This window comes from Pseudoalteromonas sp. C12FD-1, assembly GCF_037414265.1.
GTDB lineage: Bacteria > Pseudomonadota > Gammaproteobacteria > Enterobacterales > Alteromonadaceae > Pseudoalteromonas.
Map to the genome: position 1 here is coordinate 129,928 of NZ_JBBEVD010000071.1, position 26,296 is coordinate 156,223.

General features: G+C 39.5%; 27 protein-coding genes. 10 read left to right on the plus strand and 17 right to left on the minus strand.

The annotated features are described in order from the left end of the window. Positions 1-33: 33 nt before the first annotated feature. From WDB87_RS12940 to hisG, 10 genes are all read right to left on the minus strand, one after another. Positions 34-219 (minus strand): DUF1289 domain-containing protein, encoded by a 186-nt coding sequence (locus tag WDB87_RS12940; protein WP_089349745.1) that lies wholly within the window; start codon positions 217-219, stop codon positions 34-36. Next, a complete protein-coding gene (locus tag WDB87_RS12945; RefSeq protein ID WP_286248099.1) occupies positions 220-717 on the minus strand; it encodes a lipoprotein in 498 nt (165 codons plus the stop codon). It abuts the gene before it with no gap. A 117-nt stretch (positions 718-834) separates the two neighbouring features. Beyond that, entirely contained in the window at positions 835-1,449 is a 615-nt protein-coding gene (hisIE, locus tag WDB87_RS12950) for a bifunctional phosphoribosyl-AMP cyclohydrolase/phosphoribosyl-ATP diphosphatase HisIE (protein ID WP_286248103.1), read from the minus strand. Then, positions 1,440-2,219 carry an imidazole glycerol phosphate synthase subunit HisF gene (hisF, locus tag WDB87_RS12955; RefSeq protein WP_286248104.1) on the minus strand — a complete coding sequence of 260 codons (780 nt, stop codon included), beginning with the start codon at positions 2,217-2,219 and terminating at the stop codon, positions 1,440-1,442. Before hisF ends, hisIE begins: the two co-directional genes overlap by 10 nt. Continuing rightward, positions 2,201-2,935 (minus strand): 1-(5-phosphoribosyl)-5-[(5-phosphoribosylamino)methylideneamino] imidazole-4-carboxamide isomerase, encoded by a 735-nt coding sequence (locus WDB87_RS12960; RefSeq protein WP_337850070.1) that lies wholly within the window; start codon positions 2,933-2,935, stop codon positions 2,201-2,203. Before WDB87_RS12960 ends, hisF begins: the two co-directional genes overlap by 19 nt. Positions 2,936-2,968: 33 nt before the next feature. After that, positions 2,969-3,559 (minus strand): imidazole glycerol phosphate synthase subunit HisH, encoded by a 591-nt coding sequence (gene hisH, locus WDB87_RS12965; RefSeq protein WP_337850071.1) that lies wholly within the window; start codon positions 3,557-3,559, stop codon positions 2,969-2,971. Further along, complete coding sequence (gene hisB, locus WDB87_RS12970; RefSeq protein ID WP_337850072.1) at positions 3,556-4,617, minus strand: bifunctional histidinol-phosphatase/imidazoleglycerol-phosphate dehydratase HisB; 1,062 nt, start codon at positions 4,615-4,617, stop codon at positions 3,556-3,558. Before hisB ends, hisH begins: the two co-directional genes overlap by 4 nt. Next, a complete protein-coding gene (hisC, locus tag WDB87_RS12975; RefSeq protein ID WP_337850073.1) occupies positions 4,614-5,723 on the minus strand; it encodes a histidinol-phosphate transaminase in 1,110 nt (369 codons plus the stop codon). Before hisC ends, hisB begins: the two co-directional genes overlap by 4 nt. Beyond that, complete coding sequence (hisD, locus tag WDB87_RS12980; protein WP_337850074.1) at positions 5,713-7,014, minus strand: histidinol dehydrogenase; 1,302 nt, start codon at positions 7,012-7,014, stop codon at positions 5,713-5,715. Before hisD ends, hisC begins: the two co-directional genes overlap by 11 nt. Before the next feature lie 5 nt (positions 7,015-7,019). Then, positions 7,020-7,919: an ATP phosphoribosyltransferase gene (hisG, locus tag WDB87_RS12985; protein WP_004586378.1), complete on the minus strand. Its 900-nt coding sequence runs from the start codon at positions 7,917-7,919 to the stop codon at positions 7,020-7,022. Between the two features lie 435 nt (positions 7,920-8,354). Here hisG and WDB87_RS12990 point away from each other — a divergent pair, with 435 nt between their 5' ends. After that, entirely contained in the window at positions 8,355-8,603 is a 249-nt protein-coding gene (locus tag WDB87_RS12990; RefSeq protein WP_286248124.1) for a hypothetical protein, read from the plus strand. 19 nt (positions 8,604-8,622) lie between these two features. Here the strand turns inward: WDB87_RS12990 and WDB87_RS12995 are convergent, their stop codons facing one another. Next, a complete protein-coding gene (locus tag WDB87_RS12995; protein WP_337850075.1) occupies positions 8,623-9,573 on the minus strand; it encodes a GlxA family transcriptional regulator in 951 nt (316 codons plus the stop codon). A gap of 195 nt (positions 9,574-9,768) precedes the next feature. Here WDB87_RS12995 and WDB87_RS13000 point away from each other — a divergent pair, with 195 nt between their 5' ends. Further along, the gene (locus WDB87_RS13000; RefSeq protein ID WP_337850076.1) at positions 9,769-10,386 is read left to right on the plus strand and encodes a transglutaminase-like domain-containing protein; all 618 of its coding nucleotides are present in this window, start codon (positions 9,769-9,771) and stop codon (positions 10,384-10,386) included. A gap of 162 nt (positions 10,387-10,548) precedes the next feature. Here WDB87_RS13000 and WDB87_RS13005 read toward each other — a convergent pair whose 3' ends face one another. Next, positions 10,549-11,832 carry a cation:proton antiporter gene (locus tag WDB87_RS13005; RefSeq protein WP_286248129.1) on the minus strand — a complete coding sequence of 428 codons (1,284 nt, stop codon included), beginning with the start codon at positions 11,830-11,832 and terminating at the stop codon, positions 10,549-10,551. A gap of 327 nt (positions 11,833-12,159) precedes the next feature. On the opposite strand from WDB87_RS13005, the gene WDB87_RS13010 reads away from it, so the two are divergent. From WDB87_RS13010 to WDB87_RS13020, 3 genes are all read left to right on the plus strand, one after another. After that, complete coding sequence (locus tag WDB87_RS13010; RefSeq protein WP_286248131.1) at positions 12,160-14,076, plus strand: ATP-dependent DNA helicase; 1,917 nt, start codon at positions 12,160-12,162, stop codon at positions 14,074-14,076. Positions 14,077-14,085: 9 nt separating this feature from the next. After that, positions 14,086-14,790: a tRNA (adenosine(37)-N6)-threonylcarbamoyltransferase complex dimerization subunit type 1 TsaB gene (gene tsaB / locus WDB87_RS13015; protein WP_337850077.1), complete on the plus strand. Its 705-nt coding sequence runs from the start codon at positions 14,086-14,088 to the stop codon at positions 14,788-14,790. A 67-nt stretch (positions 14,791-14,857) separates the two neighbouring features. Continuing rightward, on the plus strand, positions 14,858-15,187 hold the full coding sequence (locus WDB87_RS13020; protein WP_286248134.1) for a hypothetical protein: 330 nt from the start codon (positions 14,858-14,860) through the stop codon (positions 15,185-15,187). Positions 15,188-15,251: 64 nt separating this feature from the next. Here WDB87_RS13020 and WDB87_RS13025 read toward each other — a convergent pair whose 3' ends face one another. Next, entirely contained in the window at positions 15,252-16,541 is a 1,290-nt protein-coding gene (locus WDB87_RS13025) for an alkaline phosphatase (protein ID WP_337850078.1), read from the minus strand. A 580-nt stretch (positions 16,542-17,121) separates the two neighbouring features. On the opposite strand from WDB87_RS13025, the gene WDB87_RS13030 reads away from it, so the two are divergent. The 3 genes from WDB87_RS13030 (at position 17,122) to rnd (ending at position 20,923) form a co-directional block, all read left to right on the plus strand. Further along, a complete protein-coding gene (locus WDB87_RS13030; RefSeq protein ID WP_337850079.1) occupies positions 17,122-17,973 on the plus strand; it encodes an alpha/beta hydrolase in 852 nt (283 codons plus the stop codon). Between the two features lie 115 nt (positions 17,974-18,088). Then, complete coding sequence (gene fadD / locus WDB87_RS13035; RefSeq protein WP_286248141.1) at positions 18,089-19,741, plus strand: long-chain-fatty-acid--CoA ligase FadD; 1,653 nt, start codon at positions 18,089-18,091, stop codon at positions 19,739-19,741. Between the two features lie 51 nt (positions 19,742-19,792). Further along, entirely contained in the window at positions 19,793-20,923 is a 1,131-nt protein-coding gene (rnd, locus tag WDB87_RS13040) for a ribonuclease D (RefSeq protein ID WP_337850080.1), read from the plus strand. Between the two features lie 132 nt (positions 20,924-21,055). Here the strand turns inward: rnd and WDB87_RS13045 are convergent, their stop codons facing one another. The 4 genes from WDB87_RS13045 to minC form a co-directional block, all read right to left on the minus strand. After that, positions 21,056-22,741 carry an RluA family pseudouridine synthase gene (locus WDB87_RS13045; RefSeq protein ID WP_337850081.1) on the minus strand — a complete coding sequence of 562 codons (1,686 nt, stop codon included), beginning with the start codon at positions 22,739-22,741 and terminating at the stop codon, positions 21,056-21,058. Positions 22,742-23,054: 313 nt separating this feature from the next. Beyond that, a complete protein-coding gene (gene minE / locus WDB87_RS13050) occupies positions 23,055-23,318 on the minus strand; it encodes a cell division topological specificity factor MinE (RefSeq protein WP_004586362.1) in 264 nt (87 codons plus the stop codon). Between the two features lies 1 nt (position 23,319). Continuing rightward, on the minus strand, positions 23,320-24,129 hold the full coding sequence (gene minD / locus WDB87_RS13055) for a septum site-determining protein MinD (RefSeq protein ID WP_024031716.1): 810 nt from the start codon (positions 24,127-24,129) through the stop codon (positions 23,320-23,322). Between the two features lie 5 nt (positions 24,130-24,134). Then, positions 24,135-24,842 carry a septum site-determining protein MinC gene (minC, locus tag WDB87_RS13060; protein ID WP_286248154.1) on the minus strand — a complete coding sequence of 236 codons (708 nt, stop codon included), beginning with the start codon at positions 24,840-24,842 and terminating at the stop codon, positions 24,135-24,137. 155 nt (positions 24,843-24,997) lie between these two features. Between minC and WDB87_RS13065 the strand changes: the two genes are divergently transcribed. Both WDB87_RS13065 and WDB87_RS13070 read left to right on the plus strand, forming a co-directional pair. After that, complete coding sequence (locus WDB87_RS13065) at positions 24,998-25,285, plus strand: YcgL domain-containing protein (protein WP_089349769.1); 288 nt, start codon at positions 24,998-25,000, stop codon at positions 25,283-25,285. Next, the gene (locus WDB87_RS13070; RefSeq protein ID WP_286248158.1) at positions 25,278-26,294 is read left to right on the plus strand and encodes a lytic murein transglycosylase; all 1,017 of its coding nucleotides are present in this window, start codon (positions 25,278-25,280) and stop codon (positions 26,292-26,294) included. The genes WDB87_RS13065 and WDB87_RS13070 overlap by 8 nt, the downstream gene beginning before the upstream one ends. Positions 26,295-26,296 lie beyond the last annotated feature (2 nt).

Consider the following 26,296-nt stretch of genomic DNA (forward strand, 5'->3'; position numbering starts at 1 on the left):
GTAAGAGGGCTGTATTACATGGCAGTGGCAAATTTATGGCTTTTTTAAGTCAGCTCTTGGCTGCGCTAAAATAGCGTTTTTTTCATCTTGAGAGAGAATGATCCAATCAAATATTTCTTCATTAGTTCGCCCGCACCCAGTGCAATAACCGCTGCGGCGCTCGCAAATTCCTAAACAGTCTGTTTTTAGTTTTGAGGCATTAGATGTACGCTTTTGCATTTAATTTCCTAGCGGTGGAGCTATTTCAAATCGGGTAATATAGCGCGTGATACCTAAAGAGGTAAATAAGGTGATAGCTGGGTGGGCTTCATCCAATACAAAGTTACTACTCATTGAGGTTGCTGACTCTTTCGTGTTTTCGTACCAGCCTTGTGACGCTAAACATTGACGTATTTTATCGGCTGTTTGTGTATGAAGGCTTGTGGCACGGTCTTGTTTGTTTTCACTGGTACATTGGTAGCTAAACTGTTGCTTATTATATTGAGTAATAGTGCAGGTTTTGCCTATAAAATGGCTATTGGCATGCCACTGGTTTATAAAATCATTCTCTACTTTATTTGCTTTTACTGCACTAAAGCCATTAGCGTGCGCATTAAGTAATGCGTTTAGTGGGCTACATGTGTTTTGTGTTTTTACTATTTTAGGCGCAGGGGCCTTTTGACTTACACAGCCTGTTAGTACCAATAAGGATAAGGCTGTGATAATTGATTTATTCATAAGCAACGCTAAAAGAGTTTGATAAGCTGCACCATACGCAACCTATGTAAAAAAATAAATACCATAACGTAAAAAGGCCCATAAATATGAGCCTCTTTTAATTTACTTTAGCTAGTGTTATTTATGGCGACCTTGTAGGCATTTAACTACATCTTCTAGGCTTAAGCCTTGGCGTTGTAGCAATACAGTAAGGTGGTAAATTAAATCGGCTGATTCATTAGTAAGCTCATCGTTATCGTGTTTCATTGCGGCAAGAGCAACTTCTACGCCTTCTTCACCTACTTTTTGACAGCTACGGCTTAAGTCTTTAGCAAATAATGAAGCGGTGTAGCTTTTTGCTGGGTCGTCGTTTTTACGCTCAACAATGACATCTTCTAATTGTGCTAAAAAGCTTAAACTTGGTTTAGCATCATCGCCAAAGCAGCTTTGTGTGCCTAAGTGGCAGGTTGGGCCCTCTGGATTAGCCAGTACTAAAATTGAGTCGTAGTCACAATCGGTATGAACCGATACCACATTTAAGTAGTTTTCTGATGACTCACCTTTAGTCCATAAACGCGATTTAGAGCGCGAATAAAAGGTCACTTTGTTGCTTTCAAGCGTTACCTTTAGCGCTTCGCTGTTCATAAAGCCTTGCATTAAAATAACACCAGAGCGGGCATCTTGAACAATAGCAGGGATCATTTCGCTTTTAGCAAAATCAACTTGGGTTTGGTTTTGTTGTGTTAATTGCATAATCTTGCTGCCACTTGGTTATCGTTTAAAAATTGTTTTAGTTCGCTAATGTTAATCACATTTTTATGAAAAACACTGGCTGCTAGTGCGCCATCTACTTCGCTTTGTTTAAATACGTCTACAAAGTCTTGCATGCTGCCTGCACCGCCAGAGGCGATAAGCGGGATATTACATAATGCGCGCATTTTACTTAGCTGCTCGTTGTCGTAACCATTACGTACGCCGTCTTGGTTCATACAGTTTAAAACAATTTCGCCTGCGCCTAAGTCTTGAACGCGTTTAACCCACTCCTCGGTTTTATAACGTGTACGGCTTGAGGCATTAGGATCGCCGGTCAATTGATACACTAAGTATTCGCCGGTCACTTCATCGTAAAAGCTGTCAATACCTACAACAACACATTGCTTACCAAATTCATCGTGTAGCTCTTTTATAAGCTCAGGGCGTGCAATAGCAGGGCTGTTAATACTTATTTTGTCTGCGCCACGCTCTAAAACGCGTGCTGCATCGGCTACCGATTTAATACCACCAGCCACACAAAATGGAATATCAATATGGCGGGCAATGCTCTCTACCCAGTTAACATCAAGTAGACGTTTTTCAACACTTGCGCTGATCTCGTAAAAAACCAGTTCATCAGCACCAGCATCGCTGTATGCTTTTGCCATTGTTAAAATGTCGCCAACAATTTCATGGCCTTTAAATTTAACGCCTTTGACTACTTGGCCGTCTTTAACATCTAAACACGGAATTATGCGTTTTGATAACATGCCAACGCCTCCTCAACGCTAAATGCGCCATCAAGTAGTGACTTACCTAAAATAACACCGCCCACACCGAGCTCTTTAAGTTTTTTAATGTCATCAAGTGAACTTACGCCACCAGAGGCTTGTACTTTAATGGTGCTGTTGTGGCGAGTTAAATCTTCGTAAAGCTCAAACGATGGACCCGTCATGGTGCCATCTTTACTGATGTCCGTACATAAAAAGTCAATAACGCCTAAGCTTACATAAAAATCAACAAGCTCAAGTAAACCAAACTCTGACTCGCTCAACCAACCGTGCGTAGCAGGTGCCCAACCGGTGGCTGTTTTATTAACATCAAGGGCAATAACAAAGTGCTCTGCGCCAAATTGTTCAATCCAGGCTTTTACTTGCTCGCGTTTTTCTACTGCCATTGAGCCAATAACAACTTGGTTAGCACCGGCTTTTAGCCAATCACTTACATCTTGGTCTGAGCGAATACCACCGCCCACTTGGTACGGCACATTAAGCGCTTTAGTTGCGGCTTGAATATGTTGCCACTGCTTTTTACTCGGATCGCGTGCGCCCTCTAAATCTACAAGGTGCAGTTTACCTGCGCCGCTGTCGGCGTATTCTTTTAAACGTGCGCTAAGCTCAAAAGGGTAAAACTGAGCGGTGTCGTATTTACCTTGGTATAAGCGAACAATTTGATTTTGTAATACGTCTAATGCTGGAATAATCACAAATAATCTCTTTATTGTTGGTTAATGGGCAGTTTATAACTGCCAATCAACAAAATTTTGTAATAAACGGGTGCCTACTTTTGCACTACGTTCTGGGTGAAATTGCATGCCAGCGTAGTTGTCTTTTGCAACTATAGCTGAAAAGGTTTGGCCGTACTGGCCGCTTACAAGTGTTGCATCGTTTACAGTGTGCGCAAAGCTATGTACAAAGTACACTTGCTCGTCTTGTGTTAACCCTTTAGTAAGTGCATGCTCTTTATTAATGCTTACGTTATTCCAACCCATATGCGGCGACGTTAAATTGCCAACATCAAGGGCTTTTACTTGCCCTGGTATTTTACCTAAGCATTGTACGTTACCTTCTTCGGTGCTTTCGCACAGTAACTGCATACCTAAACAAATTCCCATAAGTGGGCGCTGGTATTCGTTTATAGCTTGTTGCCAGCCGTTATCTACTAGGCGTTTCATAGCAACCGATGCATGGCCAACGCCTGGCAATATAGCGCGCTCAAAACCCGCTAATTGCTCTGGTGAAGTAATGACTGTTGGCGTTTGCCCTAAGCGTTCAAAGGCAAAACGTACTGAATTTATATTGGCACAACCTGTATTAATTATGGCAATCATAAACATCCCTTAGAGCTGGCTGTCTGTTGGCTCGTGTCCTGTGCTACTGCCATACGAAGGGCACGTGAAAACGCTTTAAATAAACCTTCTACTTGGTGATGACAGTTACCGTCGCTGACCGATAAAATAAGGCTAATAGCGGCATTATCGCTTAAGCTTTTAAAAAAGTGCTCAACCATTTGTACGTCTAAATCGCCTGCTTTTTCGCGGCTAAAGTTAGCGTTTAATACAAATGATGCACGGCCCGATAAATCAATTTGTGCTTCAGCTTTACATTCATCCATTGGCAGTGCAAAACCATAGCGCGCTATTTGCGATTTAGTGCCAAGCGCTTGTTTAAGCGCAACACCTAGGGCAATACCAATGTCTTCAACAAGGTGGTGCTCGTCTATGTGTAAATCGCCTTTTGCTTTAATGTTTAAACCAATGTTGGCGTGGGTGCGAATTTGATCAAGCATGTGATCAAAAAAGCCAAGGCCGGTGTCTATGCTACCGTTTTTAGTTTGATCTAGGTTTATGGCTACATCAATCTGGGTTTCTTTGGTGTTACGCGTAACACGACCTTCACGGTTAGCAGTTGTAAGCTTTGTAACAATGGCAGGCCAGCTGCCATCATACAAAATGCCTTCACAACATAAGTTTTGAGCAAGGCCAATATCGGTCTGACGATCGCCAATGACATATGAACGTGCTAAATCAACTTTGCCAGAGCGCATAAGCTCAGTTAATAAACCTGTTTTAGGTTTACGGCAATCACAGTTTTGCTCGTCAAAGTGTGGACAAATTAATACCTCGTCAAAGCTAATGCCTTGGCTTTGTAGTATGTCCATCATTTTATCTTGTGCTATATCAAAGTCAGCAGTCGGGAAACTGTCTGTGCCTAAGCCATCTTGATTCGATACCATTACTAAGCGGTAACCGGCGGCTTGTAATTGTAATAAAGCCGGGATAACACCTGGTAAAAAGGCAAGCTTTTCAAGACTGTCTACCTGTTTGTCGGTAATTGGCTCTTCAATTATGGTGCCGTCGCGGTCAATAAATAAATAGGGGTTACTCATGATACTTCGTTTCCTGCTAATGGTGCTGTGGTAGCCAGCGTTTGTAAGCCATCTAACCAAATTTTTACTTGTTCTAGCTCTTGTTCACTACCAATTGAAATTCGTAGCCAATCGTCTTCACCGTATAGGGTAAACGCGCGCATTACTAAACCTTGCTCAAGTGCTACTTTAAAGTAGTTTTTGTTGGCTAATTTTAAGGTAACAAAGTTACCTTCACCAGTGAGAATTTTTAATGCAGCGGGGGAGGCGTTTAACCACTGTACAAGTTTAGCTTTTAAGCTATTTAAAATAGTCACTTGGCGGCGCATTGATGTAATTGCATCAGGAGCTATGGCTTGCGCAGCAATACTTGCCACTACGCCAGATACCGGATAAGGCGCAATCACTTTACGAATTGGTGCAAGTACACTTTGTTGTGCAAGTGTAAAACCCGTTCTAAGACCTGCAAGTGCAAACGCTTTAGATAATGTGCGCAGTACCACTACATTATTAAATTCGTTTATAAGTGCTGTGGCGCTTTGCTCTGGGCAAAATTCAATATAGGCTTCATCAACAATGACCAGTGCTTTACCCGCAAGCGCTGTTGCAATTGCTCTTACTTTATTAAGCGGTGTTAGGCTACCTGTTGGGTTATTTGGATTACAAATAAACACCAGTTTCGAGTTGCCCACAGCCTTTACTATTTCATCTACAGTACCATCAAGTAATAGCGCTTGCGTTAGGCTATTAATGGCAACGTTATGAGTATCAGCCGTAACTTTGTACATACCGTATGTTGGTAAAAATAACGCAATGCTGTCTTTTGCTGGTTCACAATAAGTGCGTACTAAAAGCTCAATGCCTTCATCGGCGCCGCGCGTCATTAATACGTTTTCGCTTTCAAGCTCTGTATACGCTGCGTAGCGGTCAATCACCAGTTGCGGTTGGGGATCTGGGTAGCGATTTAAATCTTCAATACTCAGTTCAAGGTTTTTAGCATACGGGCTTTCGTTGGCGTTTAACCACGTTGTACCGGTTAGCTTTTCACTTTTAGCAGAGCTATAGGCAGCAAGTGCTGCAATATTTTGTGGTAATAAGCTTGTCGCTTGTGCGCTCTTATTGCTCATTTTTAATTGCCTCTAAACGAATTGAAACCGCATTTGCGTGTGCATCAAGGCCTTCTGCATCTGCTAGTGGTAAAATAGCTTTTGAAAGCTGCGTTAAGCCACTTTTACTAATAGTTTGCACTGTGTATGTGCGGAAAAAATCAAGCAAATTTAAACTTGAATAGGTTGCACTGTAACCATAGGTAGGTAACACGTGGTTAGTACCCGATGCATAATCGCCCGCTGACTCTGGCGTGTAGTCGCCAACAAATACCGAGCCTGCATTTTTAATTTTATCTAAATAAGGTGTTGAATCTGCTAATTGCAAAATTAAGTGTTCAGGGCCGTATTGCGCAGACACCTCAAAAGCTTGCTCAACAGAGTCCACTAAAATAAGTGATGAATTAGCCAGTGCTTGTTCGGCGGTATCTTTGCGGCTTAAGTTAGCAAGCTGGCGGGTAAGCGCCTGCTGCGTTTGCTCAATGATACTTTCGCTGTTACACAGTAAAATAACTTGCGAGTCTGCGCCGTGCTCAGCTTGCGAGAGTAAATCTGCTGCTATAAATTCTGGATTTGCACGCTCATCTGCAATTACTAATACTTCAGACGGGCCTGCTGGCATATCGATTGCCATACCAGGAATTGTTTGCGCAACAAGCTGTTTTGCCATCGTTACAAAGCTATTACCTGGGCCAAAAATTTTGTTCACTTTAGGCACTGATTCAGTGCCGTAGGCCATTGCGGCTATAGCACCTGCGCCACCACTTTCAATTAAAGTTGTAATGCCACATAACTTAGCTGCATATAATATCGCAGGGTTAATGCTTTCATCACCTTGCACAGGGGTTGCAAGTACGACGGTTTTAGCACCACTTAATTGTGCAAGTACACCTTGCATAATAACCGATGATGGCAGTGGAGCACTGCCACCAGGTACATAAATACCCACAGCTTCGATGGCCTGATATTTCAGTTCACATTCAACGCCAGGTTGGGTTGATAACTTAATATCCTTAGGCAATTGCGCTTCGTGAAAACGTTTAACGTTTGCATAAGCGGTGTCAATTGCGTATTTAAGCTCTGCGCTTAGTGCTTGCTCTGATGCGTTTATTTCATCAAGCGGTACACGTAAACGAGGGTTAGCTCTATTATCAAACTTTTTAGCCATATCAAGTAAGGCTTTATCACCTTGCTCTTTAACATCGCTCATAATTGTTTGGCATATTGCTTCAACCTTTGCGCTGGCAGAAACCGCAGGGCGCATTAGCGCCGCTGCTTGTACTTGTGAAGATTCCTCATTCCAACGAAGCATGGTACTTACTCCATCATTTTTTCAATTGGCATTACTAAAATAGAGTTAGCGCCTAGGGCTTTAAGCTGCTCCATTGTTTCCCAAAATAATGTTTCGCTGCTTACCATGTGAAGCGCTACGTACTCTTCGTTACCAGCAAGTGCAAGTAGAGTAGGTTGGCCTGAGCCTGGTAAAATTTCGCAAATTTCATCAAGTTTAGTTTTTGGCGCGTGAAGCATAATGTATTTGCTTTCTTTTGCTTGTTTAACACCACGAAGGCGCGGCATAAGCTTATTGATTAGCGCTAGTTTGTCTTCATCTTGCAGGTCTTTATTTTGAATTAAACACGCGTTTGATTCTAAAATGGTATCACCTTGAATTAAGCCGTTTGCTTCAAGTGTTGCACCGGTAGAAACTAAATCACAAATTGCATCAGAAAGACCGGCACGTGGGGCAACTTCTACTGACCCTGTAAGCATTACAGTACTTGCATTAATGCCTTCGCGCTTTAACCACTGCGTTAAAATTTCTGGGTAGGTTGTAGCAATTCGTTTACCTTCAAACCAGCTCTTATCACGTGGGCCAAGCTCTTGTGGCCATGCAAGTGCAAGACGGCAGTAACCAAAATCTAGTTTAGCTAGTTTGCTAACTTCGCTTGGTACACCTTGACGTTCACGTTCTGCTTGTACTTCTACTAGTACGTTTTCGCCTACGATACCTAAATCACATACACCGTCCATTACTAAGCCCGGAATATCGTCATCGCGCACACGTAGTACGTCAATTGGCATATTAGTTGAGTGTGCAATTAAGCGTTGCTCACGTAGGTTTAATTTAACACCTAGTTGCTTTAGTAAATCTTGACAATCTTTAGACAGGCGACCGCCTTTTTGGATGGCGATACGTAGACGATTTGTGTTACTCATTATTCATTTTCCTTTAATTTAAAAACTAAAAACCCCGAGGGGAACCTCAGGGCGAAAATGAATCAATGTGTTTTGAATCGCCAGAGGTTCCTTTTAGGAATAACCTCTCAGCGAAAGACCTGACAGGTTATTCCGGTGAATGGTGGTGATGATGTACTGTTGTCAGGTTTAAGCGCATTTTTATATCCTATTTTGCTTAGCGCTATTTAGTGAGCGTTAAGCTTTAATCTGTTTCAATAAATTTCGCATTCATAAAAACATAAACCGCCTTGCTAAGGCAAGTTTTTTTTTACCTAATTAAAGCATATCTTATAACGGTCGATAATATTGAGAGCAAAACCTCACTTTTTGCTATTTTAATGTTTAAAATGTAGACAAAACAGGCTTTATTGGTCGTTTTATCTAATTTGGTAAATTAACGTTTAGGAGGATTGCATGGATATAATGATCCCTTTTTTAGGGAAAATTTCACGACTCGAACTCGAGCCAAAAGGGGCCTTTCACATTGCAGGTGTGCAAAATACGCCGCAAACACAAAAAATTAAGCTGGAAAATGAAAAAAAGCAAACGCTAAATAAAAAACGATTAGAAGCAGCTCAAAGTAACCAAAGCGCAAACACCGCTAATGAAAAAGCCATCACCGTAGATGATGAAGGTAACAAGCATTTAGATACGTGGGCTTAATACCAATTTGCGATAATACTTAATCATTCTTACGCCACTTTGCAGGCGTTAGCCCTGTGCTTTTTTTAAATAGACGAGAAAAAAAACTACTGTTTTCATAGCCCACATCCACCGATATTTCGTTCACGGTTTTATCTGTTGCTAATAATTGCTTTTTGGCTTTATCTATTCTGACTTCTTGTACATATTTGTTAATTGATATTCCTGTTGCTTGCGAAAATCGTCTTTTTAAATTGCGTTCACTAAAATTAAATTGTTTTGCTAACTCACTTATAGTGATTAAACCGCTTGAATGGTTATTAATCCAATCTTGTATCTCGTTAATCTTCTCATCTCTATGATTATTAAATTGAGGCAAAATAAGATTTAACTTATTAGAATCAGAAATAAGTAAATGGGTAGCACACTGCTGAGAAAAACGGTCGCCTTTATCTTTAGCAACAATTCCTAAAAGTACGCTGATACCCGCCTCAAAGGAGCCTGTTGTATAGATGTTTCCGGTTTTTAAATACGATTTATGGCTAATAAATTGGCAATCAGGAAATAACTTACTGAGCGGCTTAACCAAGCTCCAGTGAGTCGCAATCACCGTTTTGTTCAATTGACCTGTGGCTGCTAAAAAGTAAGAGCCAGTACTTAAACTAAGAATAGACGTACTACTGTGTATTTTTGGTTTTAGCCAATTAATAATTAAGTCAGTGCCAAGTGGCATATTTTTTAATTTTGAGCCCTCTATTGGCGGAATAATAACTAAATCATACGCTTTATCAGAAAGCGAATTATCGGCAATAACAAGTGAATTACTTGAACTAGTTATTGCACTACCGTCGGTCGTTATTATTTCTACTTCATAACTTTGGGGTAATGAGTAATGCGAGTCGAGCAAGGAAACAATAGTAAAAAAGTCTTTTGCTAAAAACACGCTCACAGCCCAGCAGTCTTCATAGGCAATAATTGCTATATTTTTCATAATTTCATTTGGCCCGATCGAACTGTTAAAAGTACCTGTGCAGACATATTATTTTAATATTTGTAAAAGTAACATGGGATCATACTTTAAAGACTCATGTATTTAAAAGTTATTGTTTTTAAGTGCTTTTTACTATTTTAAATTATAGCTAAACTACGTGGGATAATAATAAACACATTTTTTTAGGGGGCAGGTTTGCAGCAGTACTTACAAAATGATGCTTTTTTTAATCAAAATCATTACCAAATAAATAGCTGGTTACAAAAGGTAAAAGGAGAAAACGATCGCACCAAGGCAATTTCAATTTATTACCTTGTAAGAGATCAGATTAAATATGATCCCTTTACTCTTTTAGATGGAGCAAAGTCACTCAGTAGCGATTATTGCTTAGATAACAAAGCAGCGTATTGCATCCCTAAGGCATCGCTACAAATAACATTAAGCCGAGCATGTAATATCCCTGCACGGTTAGGCTTAGCTGATGTTCGTAACCATTTAAGCACCCCTAAATTAGATGAGTTACTAAAGAATGAGGTGTTTACGATGCATGCTTACGTAGAGCAGTTTATTGAAGGGAATTGGGTAAAATCAACCCCAGCCTTTAATAAGGAGTTATGTGACTTAGTTAACATAAAGCCGTTAGAGTTTGATGGGGTTAATCACTCTTTATTTCATCAATTTACTACTGATGGTAAAAAGCATATGGAATACTTAAAAGATCACGGTCAATATGCTGCTATGCCAACAGCGTTTATTAATAAAAATTGCCAGCTTTATTACCCACATTTAGAGCTCAACTTTGCCGTGAATTAATAAAAATTTTTACACTAATAGCCATTACTCTGTGGTTAATTTTTTAAAAAACCTAGGTTGGTGTTGTTCTGCTTTAAAAGAGTTTGGTGAAATGAAAGTAAATAGTAATAAGCAAAATACAGTTAACCCGCAGTGACATTACTGCGGGTATCATCAATAAAACTATTGGGTCTGATCAGCTGATTTAATACTGCTTTGTATAAGAGGAGATATAGTCAACCCTTGAACTATTATTGAAAATATAACCACAACATAAGTCACAATAACAATTAAGTCATGTAGGTCACTGCCTGATATAAAAACTTCATCGCGCGGAATTGCCGCAGCCATAGCAAGCGCTAAACCACCACGTAAACCACCCCAAGTTAAAATTTTCACGCTGTGTTTATCGTAATTTCTAAAGCGTTTAAATATGACAAAAGGCGCGCCAACACTAATAAAGCGTGCTACTAAAATAGCAGGGATCATCACTAGCCCTAAGCCAATTTCAGCTAAGGTTACTGGCATAGTAACAATCAGCATACCTATGATTAAAAACAATAACGCATTTAAAAAGCTGTCGGTAGCGTGCCAAAAGTCTTTAATATAGCGTGTGTTTTCGGGGCCTGTACGTTCTGTGGCTTTTGCGCGAGTAATATTGCCCAAAATAATTCCGCTGGTAACCATGGCTAATGCGCCCGATATTTCCCAAATATTTGCAGCTGCAAAGCCCGCTGTAGGAATTGTTAAAGTAATTAATAAACGAATATTTACATCTTTACAGTTAATAATTAAAAAGTGACCCACTAACGCCATAACTAAACCAAACACAATGCCGCCAATAGCATCAACAAAAAAGAGCTCTGCTATGTCACTTGGGTTTGCATCTGTTCCAAAAAACGCGACAGAAAAAAGTGTTGTAAAAATAACTAAACCAATACCATCGTTAAATAAAGACTCACCTTCTACTTGAACTGAAATACCTTCAGGGGCGCGTAATTGTTTAATAATAGCGAGCACAGCAATAGGATCGGTAGGGCTTATTAATGCACCAAAAAGTAAACAATAAATAAATGGTACAGGCCAGCCGAGCACGGTAAATATATAAAAGCTTAGATAGCCGACTAAAAAAGTAGACATCACAGTAGAAAACAGCACCAGTGCGGTTATTTCCCATCGCTGTTTGCGCAGTGCAAGTAGGTTTATTTCCAGCGCGCCTGCAAACAGTAAAAAGCCCAACATACCTTTTAAAAGTAACTCATTAAAATTGATACTTGCGACAACTTGGGTGATTTCTAGTGCTGTTTTATCGCCTAATAATTTAACCGAAATAATCAATAACAAGGATATAACAACTGAGCCTGTTGTAATGGCGATAGTTGTTTGCATTTTGAGAACATACTGGTTTGCAAAGGCAATAAAAATTGCAATGGCAGAGAGAAAACAAATGAGATACCAAGCATTCATTGGCTAACCTTAAATTATTTTAAAGAACGAAAAAAGAGAATTAAACGCGGCGTATATTACTCCTGTGACTAGGCTGTGTCACAGTATTTATGGGGCTTTTAGTACTTAATTTATGTCTTTAGAAGACAGTTAGTTAATGCAAATTTGCTGGTGTTACTGGTTGTAATAAAGAGATTAATACAAGGTGACTGGGCAATCTTTATTTTTAAATATCAAATTAAACTTTATTCAATTTTAGCCTTACCTTAAATATGCGTGTCCTTTAATTCCAATGGGCTTGCCCTTATAGCCAGGCTTACGTAAAATCGCGCTATTATTTTTTGTAAAGTGACTGGTATTATCAAACAGCTGTTTAGTGCAACCGGGCCGTTAGCGTTATCTCTAGATGGATACACGCCTCGCCAACCTCAAATTGATATGGCCGTTGCCGTTAACGATGCATTAAAAAATAGCACGCAGTTAGTGGTTGAGGCGGGGACTGGTACAGGTAAAACGTTTGCCTATTTAGCGCCTGCCCTTAAATCTAAGGGTAAAACAATTATTTCAACAGGCTCTAAGGCCTTGCAGGAGCAGTTATACCACCGTGATTTACCTCAGCTAGTAAAAGCACTTAATGCATCTAAAAAAACCGCATTGTTAAAAGGGCGTGCTAATTACCTGTGTACTTACAGATTGAACCAGCATGTAGCCCATGTACCTACAGATGACCCCGATGTAATGCATCAGCTTGCCATGGTTGCAAAATTTGCCAGTGAAACACAGTCGGGGGATTTAGCTGATTGTATTGGTATTGAAGAAGATGCCAAAGTACTGCCCTATGTAAACTCAACTGCTGATAACTGCTTAGGCAAAGAGTGTCCAGACTTTCAATCATGTTATATACGCAAAGCGCGGTTAAATGCTGCCGAAGCGGATGTAGTGGTTATAAATCATCATTTATTTTTTGCCGATATGGCAGTAAAAGATTCCGGTTTTGCCGAACTTATGCCCACTGCCGACGCTTATATTTTTGACGAAGCGCACCAATTGAGTGAAATTGCCAGTGACTACTTTGGTGAAAGCATAAGCACCAAAAAGCTGGTGGATTTAATTAACGATTTACGCGCTATTTACCGTGCAGAAATTCCCGATATGCTACAGCTTGGAAAAAGCCTTAATAAGCTTGAAACCAGTGTAGCCGACTTACGTTTACAATTTGGGGTTGATGGTAGCCGAGGTGATTGGCGCGAAAAGCTCAGTGATAAATTAATTTGCGCAGCGCTACATCGGGTGATCAGCGATTTAGACTTTGTCTACCAAGTATTAAAGCTATGCCTAGAGCGTAGTGATAAAATAGAGCACCCGTTTGAGCGTACATTAGCGTTTAAAGGTCAGTTAGAGCGTGTTTTTGATACCGCACAAACGGGCTTTAGCTATTGGTACGAAACCACAAGGCGTTATTTAACGGTTAATATTACACCGCTTAATGTTTCTGCTAAATTTGCCCAAATGATGAAAGATACCGGTGCAGGGTTTGTATTTACCTCAGCTACACTATCGGTTGACAATAAGCTGGATCACTTTAACGCAAGTTTAGGCATTACCCCAGTGCAAAGCATGATGGTGGATAGCCCCTTTGATTATCCTAATCAGGCATTATTGTGCTTACCGCGCTATTTACCTGAATCGCATGCCGAGAACATGCCACATGCAATTATAAAATTAACCCTAGAACTGATCAAATCAGCTAAAGGGCGTTGCTTTGTGTTGTTTACCAGCTACCGAATGATGCATTTAGTGGCTGAGGGATTAACCACACAAATGGACTACCCAGTTTATATGCAAGGGCAAATGTCTAAGCGTATAATACTCGAAAAATTTACCCGCCATGGTAATGCGGTATTGTTAGGTACTGCTTCGTTTTGGGAAGGTGTTGATGTACGTGGTAGTACGCTAAGCTGTGTTATTATCGACAAGTTACCTTTTGCAGCACCGGATGACCCATTGCTGCAAGCCAAAATGCAAGATTGCCAAATGCAAGGCAAAGACCCGTTTGCACATATTCAGTTGCCACAGGCTGTCATTGCGCTCAAACAAGGTGTAGGGCGTTTAATACGAGATAACAAAGATAAAGGCGTGCTAGTTATTTGCGACAACCGATTAGTAACGCGCCAATATGGCCAAGTATTTTTAAAAAGCTTACCGCCGATGCGCCGCACGCGAAGCTTAGAAGATGCAAACACATTTTTAAAACACATTAACTAGAGTACTAAAATGATTAAAAGTAATATTCTTGCCCTAGACGCCTCAACAGAAGCGTTATCTATAGTTTTACATTTTGAGGGCCAAACATTTCATCATTTTGAAGAATGCCCACAGCAACATAGTCAAAAAATACTCCCTTTAGTTGATGAGCTTCTTAATAAAGCACAGTGTAAATTAAAAGACTTAGACGTTATTGGCTTTGGCCAAGGCCCTGGTAGTTTTACAGGTGTGCGTATTAGTGTAGCTATAGCACAAGGTTTAGCGTATTCGGCAAATTTACCGCTAGTGGGTGTATCAACGTTAGCTATTATGGCGCAGCAAGCTTTTGAACAAAATGGCAGTACTTGCGTATATCCAGCTATTGATGCGCGTATGGGCGAAATATACTTTGCCAATTACCAGCTAAATAACACTAAAATGGAACTAGTGAATCAAGAATGTGTAATTAAACCTGAGCTGTTAACTGCTGATTTTATATCTGTAAATAATGAGCAGGCTGTGGCAGTAGGCACAGGCTTTAAAACTTACCCAGACGCACTTAATAATTTTAGTAATATACAAATAATTACTGAAATTACATTACCAGATGCACGTTACATGCTTAACCACGTTGATGATGCCTTTTTAAATGGTAATGTTGTTAAAGCAAGCGATGCGCAACCTAAATATGTGCGTGATACAGTAACATGGAAAAAGCTACCGGGTCGCGAGTAAGTAAGGATGTTGCAAATTGGCTGTTTTTAAATCATAATTTTAATATGTTAAATTTTGAGGGCTGTCTATGACTTTGCCAATTGGTTCAGGTTTTTTTACTGGGGATATTCCTGGTAGAGTAAACTCGGCTAAAGCAATCACACTTAAGCCTCAAGCTTTAGTTCAAAATAACACCAGCCAAAAAACTAACACAGATTATGTAAAAACCAGCGAGGAAGGCTTAAACCTCGCTAATCAGTACTTTACACAAAACACAAAGAGTACGCAGTACAGCCAAACTATATACGATCAGCCAAGCCCAACAGTGAGTAAAGCGATTTCAACATATACTGAATTTGCAAATTTAGAACGCCGGGCTGAAGTACAAGATTTAATAGGCGTTGATATATACGCTTAGCCCAAGTAATAGTAAAAAATTAAAAGCCCGAACACAGGTTCGGGCTTTTTACGTTAGCTAACGGCTATTGTTTAATAAAGCCAATTAGTTTATCGGCAATATCTGTATTATTTTGTGCACCGTTAAAGTGCTCACTGCCTTTACCGTAGGCAAACACTTGTACATCTACAGCGGTGTGTCCGCCTGTTGTCCAACCAGTAAAGCTTGCATCACTAATAATACTTTTAATAGCTAAATTAAGCGCTGTTTCGCCCATTTTTTTCGCTTGCTCAAGTTTTACCTTATTAGCTGGTGTATATTCAATACCTGTGCTGGCGCGCCAAATAGGCTCTAGGTTATCGGCAGCGAGTAATTGCTTTGTCAGCTCACCGGCTGTTGCTTTAACGCCTTTAATAACCTCTGTATCCCATTTATATTGGCCATGCGCACCTAAGGTTAATCCGCCAGTTGAGTGATCTGCGGTAACCACTAATAAAGTATCTGGGTTTTTATCAATATAGGCTTTTGCTTTTTCAATCGATTGTGCAAAGTCATCCATTTCGGCCATGGCACAGGCCACGTCGTTAGCATGCCCACACCAATCAATTTGGCTGCCTTCAATCATGACAAAAAAACCGTCTTTATTTTGGCCGTCAAGTAAATCAAATGCTTTAGCTGTTAGTTGCGTTAAGTGGTTTGAATTAGCATCAAGCGCAAAAGGTAGGCCAATTGGGGCGTATAAGCCAAGTGCCGGTATTTGCGTAATTTGACCAAGGTTTTTTATATCATCGTTATATTGATATCCAGCTGCTTTAAATTCATCAACTAGGTTACGGTCTTCTCTAATAAAATACTGCGTACCGCCACCTAGCATTAAATCAACAGGTAGTTTACCAGCAATTTTGTTATCTATGTACTCATTAGCAATCGCATCGTAATTCCGGCGTGATTCGTTATGTGTAGCAAAACTTGCAGGCGTAGCATGGTTTATTTGCGATGTAGCCACTAATGCCGTTGTCATACCACGTTCTTTTGCTATTTCTAACATGGTTTTGACGGGTTTTTTGTCTGCATCGACTGCAATAGCACCATTATAACTTTTATGGCCGCTACTCAATGCGGTTGCACCTGCAGCACTGTCGGTAACATAAGTGTGATCATCAGGATAAGTACGCGCCATACCTGTTAAAATAGTATCAAATACGGTTGTTTCAATCTGCTTGGTGGTTGGATCATCTTTAAAATAACGATAAGCGGTTGTATAGGCAGGACCCATCCCATCACCAATCATATAAATTACATTTTTAGGTGCATCATCTGCATAAGCACTAGTTGATGCACATAAAAGTGCTAATAAGCTAAGTTGGTTTTTCATTTTTATCCCTATGAATGTGCTATTTAAATAGCACCACAATTGTATATGGTTACGGCGTGTTGAATTTGCAGCATAAATACTAAACATGGCGCGGCCAAAAAATTATTCTTTAGGCGATTAAGTTTTTTGCCAAGTTTTTACTCAGCTCACAAGGTTACAAACTTCGTACCACGATTTAACAGCCCGTAGATTGAACACGTTTCAATCTACAAAGTTCAATACGCCCTTGTATAATAATGAAATGGAGTAAGAATAAAAAGCAAAGTAAGTAAACTCATTGAGCTAATTGTCACTAAAACAATACAACCATTTTTTTAGCTTATGTTAATTATAGTGTATGAATATAATGGTATACATTACGCACCTAAAGAGTATTTGCTCACATTGTGTTATTTTTATTTTAATTAATGAAACATTAGTTGATTTAAGATATTGAAATTATTCATATAATTTACATTGAAAAGTTAACCTTACAATTTAAGTGGTCTTTATAAATATAAAAAATATAAAAACTTTTGGTATTAGAGGTCTGACAACTAGTATGTTATAAATAATGTCGCACGTTTAAAAGAGGTGTCTGTTGCAGCCATTTGAAATAAAAACAAGAAATATAACATTCCGTGGCTTACAAAAAGGCACTGGCGATGAGCTAGTTATAGCCTTACATGGATGGCTAGATAACTGTAATAGTTTTGCGCCTATGCTGGATAAGGCCAATCCTGAGCATACTTGGTATTGTGTTGACTTTGCTGGGCATGGGTTATCTGATTGGCGTGCACATGACGCTCATTATTATTTTGTTGATTATATTGACGATGTGTACCAACTTATAAAGAGCTTAGGGGCAAAAAAGGTACATTTAGTTGGCCATTCAATGGGCGCAATGGTGGCTGGTTTATTTGCTAGTTGCTTTAGTGAGTATGTACATTCTGTTACCTTTATTGAAGGGATCGGCTGTGTTACAACCCCCAGTAATGAGGTATGTGAGCAATTAAAAGGGGCGGTACTTAACAGAGAGCGTGCCTACAATAAAAAAAAGCGCGTTTATAAATCGCAATCAGCTATTATCGAAGCGCGTGCAAATAAAACAGATTTAAAAAACGAACTGATCACTTTGTTGATGAGTCGTAATATTAAGCAAACTGAACTAGGGTATGAGTTAACAACAGACCCTAAGCTTAAAAATCACTCAGGTTTTAGGTTTGATGAAGCGCAATGTATTGGTGCAATAAAACAATTAATTGCACCAAGCCAATTAATTTTAGGTAACCAAGGTTATTCGTTTGTAAAACAAAACTTGGAGAAGTATATTAGTTATTACAACAACTTAAAGGTAATTAATGTAGATGGCGGGCATCATTGCCATATGCAAAGCAGTGGGTTATGTTTTGAGCATATTCAAGCCTTTATGCTGCAAAATGGTGCATGTTAATTGTAAATTAGCGCCAAATGTGGGATTATTCCTGCATTAGAGTATTTGCTCAATTGTTAAAGCGCCTTACTTAGATTAAGGTTAATAAAAATATAATTATAAACAGGGGCTAAGAGTGGAAAAAATCTGGCTTAAGCGCTACCCAGAAGGTATGCCTGAAACAATCGATCCTGAGCATTACAACTCGTTACTCGAAGTGTTCGAAAAAAGTTTTACCGATTATAAAGATTTACCTGCATTTACGAATATGGGTAAAACATTATCGTATAATGAAATAGATTCAGCTACACAACGTGTTGCTTCGTATATTCAAAATGATTTAGGTCTTAAAAAAGGTGACAAAGTTGCCGTAATGATGCCTAACTTATTACAAACGCCTATCGCTATTTTGGGTATTTTACGGGCGGGCTGTGTAGTGGTTAACGTAAATCCACTTTACACAGTACGAGAGCTTGAACATCAATTAAAAGACTCTGACGCGTCGGCTATTTTTATATTGGCTAATTTTGCAGATACACTTGAAAAAGCACTTGCAAAAACCGATGTAAAACACATTGTTGTTACCCAAGTGGGCGACATGGTTGGTGGTTTTAAAAAGCATATCGTTAATTTTGTAGTTAAATACGTAAAAAAAATGGTACCTAGCTACAACCTGCCAAATACAATTAAGTTTTCGGATGTGCTAGCAGGTGACCCTGCAAAGTATGCACGTCCAGAAATGCAATTATCTGACTTAGCTTTCTTACAGTACACAGGTGGCACTACCGGTGTGTCTAAAGGTGCAATGCTTAGCCACGGTAATATGGTTGGTAACCTTGAGCAGGTGTCGGGTTGTTTAGATAAGGTTTTAGACCGAGGTACTGAAGTAGTTGTTACTGCTTTACCGCTTTATCATATATTTGCGTTAACAGCTAACTGCTTAACGTTTATGAAGTACGGTGGTTTGAATGTATTAATTACAAACCCACGTGACATGCCAGCATTTGTAAAAGAGCTTAATCAGCATAAATTTACTGCTATTACCGGTGTAAACACTTTGTTTAACGGGCTACTTAATACACCAGGGTTTGCAGAGCTTGATTTTAGTCATTTAAAAATGTCATTAGGTGGCGGCATGGCAGTGCAACGCCCTGTAGCTGAAAAATGGCAAACAGTGACTAGCTCTAAATTGATGGAAGGTTACGGATTAACTGAGTGTGCGCCACTTGTAACTGTAAGCCCTTACGATTTAGAAGCATACAATGGCTCTATTGGTTTACCTGCTCCAAACACCGAAATAAAGCTAATGCTTGAAAACGGTGAAGAAGCGGCAAAAGGTGAACCCGGCGAACTATGGGTTAAAGGCCCACAAGTTATGCAAGGTTACTATAATCGTCCAGATGCAACCGCAGAATGTTTACAAGATGGCTGGTTTGCTACCGGCGATATTGCCACGTATGACGATGAAGGTTTCTTCTATATTGTTGATCGCAAAAAAGACATGATCATTGTATCGGGCTTTAATGTGTTCCCAAATGAGATAGAAGAAGTGGTTGCCATGCACGATGGCGTACTAGAAGTTGCGGCTATTGGTGTTCCGCACGATGTAAGTGGTGAACAAGTTAAAGTTTTTGTTGTTAAAAAAGACCCTTCTTTAACTGAAAAAGATATAATAAATCACTGTCGTGATAATTTAACTAATTATAAGGTGCCTAAACTCGTTGAGTTTAAGGATGAGTTACCTAAAACAAATGTAGGTAAAATTCTCAGAAGAGCCCTAAAAGATTAGTAAACTATAAAAAAGCCGGCATTAGCCGGCTTTTTTATTGTAGGAGATTAAGTGCAATACCAATTGATCGAAACACAAAATCAACTCAATACTTTTGTTGAGCAAATAAAAAACAAGCCTATTTTAGCCATAGACACAGAGTTTATGCGCCGCCGTACTTTGTACCCTGAAGTTGCACTTATTCAAGTATATGATGGCGAGCATCTCGCTCTAATAGACCCGCTTGCCGAACTTTCGTTATTTGAATTTTGGCAAATATTAAAAAATCCTGCAGTACTAAAAGTGTTGCATTCGCCTTCAGAAGATATTGAAGTATTTCAAAAATATGCAGGCTTCGTACCTGCTCCTTTGTTTGATACACAATTTGCTCTTCAGCTTTTAGGCGAAGGCAACTGTGTGGGCTTTGCGCTAATGGTAAAAGAGCTGCTAGGCATAGAGATAGACAAAAGTGAATCGCGAACTAATTGGTTACAGCGCCCATTAACTAAAAAGCAGCTCGATTACGCAGCCGCTGATACGTTCCATTTACTGCCTTGTTTTGAACTAATAATTGAGCGTATCAATAAAGCTGAGTTATTTGATATTGTAATAAATGAGAGCGAGTTAATTGCAAATAAACGCGCCTTTCAAACCCCAGATGAGTTGCTTTACAAAGATATAAAAAACGCATGGCAATTAAAACCGCACGAGCTAGCAGTATTAAAAGAATTAGCTGTATGGCGTCGTAACAAAGCTATTCGTAAAAATTTAGCCCTTAACTTTGTGCTTAAAGAGCACAACATGACGGAAATTGCTAAACGTGGGCCTTCAAGCTTAAATACGCTGAGACAAATTCCGGGTGTTGAGTCGATGGAAGTAAATCGCTCTGGGGTCGAAATACTAAAGTGTATTGAAAAGGCCAAAGCTCTTGCAGTTGATGAGCATCCGCCTGTGCTAAAACGTTTAATTGATTTTCCAGCTTATAAAAAAGTAGCTAAGGACATTAAACAAAAAGTCACGAAAGTGGCAAAAGAGCAGGGTATTCCAGAGGATGTAATGGCCTCTAAAAAGCAAATTAATCAGCTTATTAGTTGGAATTGGAAACTTACCGATGAGCAAAAGGTAAATCATATTAAACCTGATTTACTTAATTCTTGGCGCTACGGTTTTGTTAAAGACGCACTTAAAGAGTGGGATAATTAAACCTACTTATACCAATACGCAATAATATTTGATCATTTTCAAGGGCTAATGTGTCGCTATCTATACATTTATCCACCCTCAAAATAGATCACTTAATTATGCGAATTGGTATTATTTAGTTAGCAGGCTATGTTAAAAATCGGGCGCTACACTAAACGTTAAACGCTCATGTGTAATGGGGTGATTTAGCGCCAAATACTCAGCATGTAGATGTAATCGGTTAGCCTTTTTACCGTAGTGTGTGTCACCAATAATAGGCATGTTCAGCCCTAAGTGGTGAGCGCAGTGTACCCTTAACTGGTGAGTGCGCCCTGTTTTAGGGTAGAGCTGTAGGCGTGTAATATTGTTTTTACGTTCAAGCACTTGCCATGTAGTAAGTGCAGGTTTGCCGTTTTTATAACACACGAGTTGGCGTGGTTTATCGTCAAAATCAAGCCGCAATGGCAGCTCTATCTTGCCACTGTCCTCGGGCACAATACCATCAACCAGCGCAATGTAACGTTTATCAATGGTGCGGGCAATAAATTGCTTTTGTAAAGCTTTGTGGGCGCGTTTGTTGAGCGCCACCACTAATAAGCCTGATGTAGACATATCGAGCCTGTGTACAATTAACGGGCCTGTTGCGTGCGGAAATTGCGTTTGAATACGTAAATATACAGAATCTTCAATATTGACACCTGGTACAGATAAAAACTCGCTAGGCTTATTTACAATAACAATATCATCATCTTGGTAGACTATGGGCAGCGTTTTACCTTGAGCAGGGTTAACGAGTAGCGGGTTATCTTCTATGCTTAGGCCTTTTAACATGTGCGATAAAATAGGTTGGCACTTACTGTAGCAAGAAGGATAATAGTTTTTATGTTGACGTATTGCCGACTTAGGTGCGCTTCCCCACCAAAACTCAGCCATAGCCACTGGCTTTAAATTATTAAGATAAGCGTATTGTAATAGCTTGGGTGCCGCGCAATCTCCCGCACCGGATGGCGGTGTAAGCTCAGGCAATGCTGCAAATATGGCGTTGAGATCTTTAACTTCATGCTCTGCATTTAAAAATTGGTACTGTGCAAACACGTGTTTTTGTAAGTTTTTAGATAAAATCTTACGGCGTTTTTTTAACTGTTTTATTTCGTCCTGTAGGGTATTAAGCGCCTGCTGTTGCAGAGTTATTTTATCATGCCAGTGATCTTTTATGCTTTGATAGTGTTTTTTATCTTCTATGCTTTGTTTTGCCAGTTCATTCAAGCTTGCTTGCTGCTCAGGCGTTATTGTTAGATTGTTATCAATTGCAAGTTCACTGCGCGCCTTTTTACGTGCTTTTCTATTGGCTTGCATTACGCTTTGTTGAGCCTGTAACTGTTGATCAAACGCGTATTTATCAGCACTTAATGACGCTGTTAATTTATTCAATGTACTTGCATTTTCTAGGGCATGTATTTGCGCATTTATTTCGTTAATAATTTTACTTTCTTTTAAATAACTCACCTCTTCCAATGCCATTTTAGATACATTAGGCACGCATTTTATATCGGTATTTAAATTTTCAAGTTGGCCAGAATACGCCGCTAAAAAGCCAAGCTGTTGTTGCTGGTTTTGTACAACCAGTACACCAAACATTTTGCCATCATTCGCTGCTATTTTGTTGCTGTCATTTTCGTTATACGGTAAATGTGTTTCAAGTTGCTGCTGTAATTGCGTTGCAGCTAAAACAGATAGCGGATGAGGTTGGTAGTAAAACGGAAACGTAAATTTATCTGGAAGGGGGATACTATTTATTGGTTTTGAAAATAATGTAAAGCAGGGCGGGGAATTAAGCATGGCAAAAGTAAGTACAAAAAAACATTACACGCATACTAACATACTTGCCGCTTATAAGAGACTAAAAGCAACCATTGGGCTTAACTCGATTATTTTACTACACTCAATGACCTAATACCCAACTGCGCTAATACTTAATCAATCTGTGGGCTAATTGGGTCGCTAACTACGTAAAAATCGCATTTTGAACAACTAAATAGCGAATTTTTTGCCTAGCTAGTAACACGTTTTTCCAGCCTTAAAATAGATCACTTGATTAATCTAATGGGTATAAAAGCAAAAAGCGGCATCTAAAATGCCGCTTTTAATTGTGCTACTTTTTTTCTTCGTCAGGTAATGTCACGTTGAGCTCAAGTACCGCTAAATCATCTTCGTTTTGATCAAACTGTACCTGCACTGCATCCGTGTTTACATTCACGTATTTACGGATCACATCTAATATGTCTTGTTTTAATTGTGGTAAGTAATCCGGTGTTCCACGTTGCGAACGCTCGTGCGCGACAATGATCTGCAATCGCTCTTTTGCTAATGACGCGCTATTTTTCTTTTCTGAGCGGAAGTAGTCAAGTAAAGACACATTAACCTCCAAAAATCCGTTTAAATAAGCCTTTTTTCTCAACATCTAAGAAGCGAAAATCGACTGTTTCACCGAGTAAGCGATTGATTGCATCAGCGTACGCTTGCCCTGCATCTGAATCACCATCAAGTATTACTGGTTGTCCTGAGTTAGAGGCACTTAACACCGCTTGCGACTCAGGAATAACACCGAGTAAAGGAATAGATAGAATATCTTTAACATCTTCTACCGATAACATTTCACCTTTTTCAACTCGCTCAGGGTTGTAGCGTGTTAATAAAAGGTGTTCTTTAATATTTTCTAGGCCTTCTTCAGCACGTTTAGACTTGCTGTGTAAAATACCTAAAATTCTGTCAGAATCTCTAACTGAAGACACTTCTGGGTTGGTAGTAACGATTGCTTCATCAGCAAAGTACATAGCCATCATAGCGCCAGCTTCAATGCCTGCAGGTGAATCACAGACAATGTAGTCAAAGTCTTCTTTAAGTTCGTTTAATACGCGTTCAACGCCTTCACGAGTCAGGGCATCTTTATCGCGTGTTTGTGATGCGGGTAGTAAAAATAATTTTTCAACGCGTTTATCTTTAATAAGCGCTTGATTTAGGTTGGCTTCGCCATTTATTACGTTTACAAAATCGTATACTACACGGCGCTCACACCCCATAATTAAATCTAGATTCCGTAAACCAATATCAAAATCGATAATAACTGTTTTATAGCCTTTTAAAGCTAAACCAGTGCCTATTGCAGCACTTGATGTTGTTTTACCAACACCGCCTTTACCTGACGTTACGACAATAACTTTTGCCATGAGATTTATCCTTTAACCAAAGCTGAAATTTCTAGTGATTCGTTTTTTTGTTGTATTTGTACTGCATTGCCCCAGTGCTCACCTTGTAATGAGTCGCTGATCCAGTAGTTGCCATCAATTGAAACCAATTCGGCTTCAAGCTTTTGACAAAAAATGCAGGCATCTTTAATCCCTTTTGCACCTGCAATAGCACGTCCGCGTAAGGTGCCATAAATATGCACATTACCATCGGCTATTACTTCTGCACCATGGCTTACTGCACCGAGTACAATTAAGTCTCTGTCTTTTGCATAAACTTGTTGCCCTGAGCGCACCGTGCCATTTATTACTTGTGCGGGTAGATACACGTTTTTTTCAACAATAGAGGTGTTAGGTGCCTCTTGTTTAACCGGGGCTGTTTTAGCATCTTGCGAGTAATTTAGTACTGATAGACCAGCGGCTTTAGCTTGGGTGTGTTGCTCATCTGAGCCGTTACATACACCTACAGCATTAAAGCTCATACGCTCAATGAGAGACTTTAAATGGTCAAAATCAAGTGAGCTGTTTTTAATTTCTTCTAAATTAACAACAATAGGCGCTCCTTCAAAAAAACGAGGAGCTTGGGCTATTTTTACATACAACTGTTCTGCTAGAAGGGCGATATCAGTGCTGTAAAGATGCAATACTGATAGTGTGAAAAGGTTCCCTTTTAGCTCAAAAATTTGTTCCGACATACACGCTCAATTGATTTGTCTGATTAGAAATTAATTTTAGATAAACGTAGGCTGAATAAGGCCTTTAATGAAATTTCTAATCTAATTTTTCTAACTTATTATTACTCTCATGTTATAGTGTGCGGCAATGTTAAGCAAGATTAAATAGGGCCATTATGCTCACTGCGGTATATAAAAGTAAGAAAAAAGCGGATACCTTCTTATTTGTTGAAAAAAGAGATGATTTTAGTAAAGTGCCTGAACCTTTACTGGCAATGTTTGGTCAACCTATTTATGTAATGATCATTAACTTAGCAAAGCGAGATCATTTAGGTGGCGCCGACCTTGAAACTGTAAAAGAAGCTTTAGCCGATCCCGATAAAGGCTACTATTTACAGATTCCACCGCCAGAAGAAAACTTACTTAGCCAATTACGAAAAGAAAACGGAGTTGATAGTGATTAAAAAGTTAGCCGTAATTTTATGCTCAGTGTGTTTAAGTGGCTCTGTAGTTGCTAAAACGCAGGCCGAATTTCAAACTTATTTAAGTGACTTAAAGCAAGAGGCCATTGCTAAAGGGTACGATAGCAAATTAATTGACGATGCATTTGCGACTGCCTCATACAAAGAAAAAGTTGTATCGGCTGATAAAAATCAGCCAGAGGTTAAAGAAACCCTCGAAACCTACTTACCAAAACGTGTACCACAGTGGAAAATTGACCGTGCACGTAAGCTTTATGCAGAAAATAAAGATGTACTAGAGCAAGTAGCTAAAGAGTTTGGCGTACAAGCGCGCTTTATTGTGGCATTATGGGGCCTTGAAAGTAACTTTGGTACAATACAAGGTGGCCATAACGTTATTTCATCTTTGGTAACACTTGCTTTTGATGGTCGTCGCGAGGCACTTTATAAACGCCAGCTTTGGGCAGCATTAGATATTTTAAAATCAGGCCATATAAGCCTTGATAAATTTAAAGGCTCTTGGGCAGGCGCAATGGGGCAAACGCAATTTATGCCTACTTCATTTAATGCCTACGCGGTTGATTACAACAACGATGGCCGTAAAGATATTTGGACCACAAAAGAAGATGCATTTGCATCGATTGCTAATTATTTAAAACAAGAAGGCTGGAATGACTCACTCACTTGGGGTCGCCAAGTTAAGTTACCTGAAAATTTTGACAGCAAATACGTGCTAAAACGTGGCACTAAAACACGTAAGCAATGGTTAGAATACTGGAGTGATTCTGAGCGCTCATTAGCTGATTGGCAAGCACTGGGTGTACGCAAAGCTGATGGCTCAGATTTACCAAATGTAGATGTACGCGCCGCACTAGTTATGCCTGATGATATTAATGGTCGCATGTATTTAGCGTATGATAACTACAAAGTGTTTATGCACTGGAACCGCTCATATTACTTTGCCACCAGCGTGGGCTATTTATCAGATAGAATCGGTTATCCGAAAATATAATT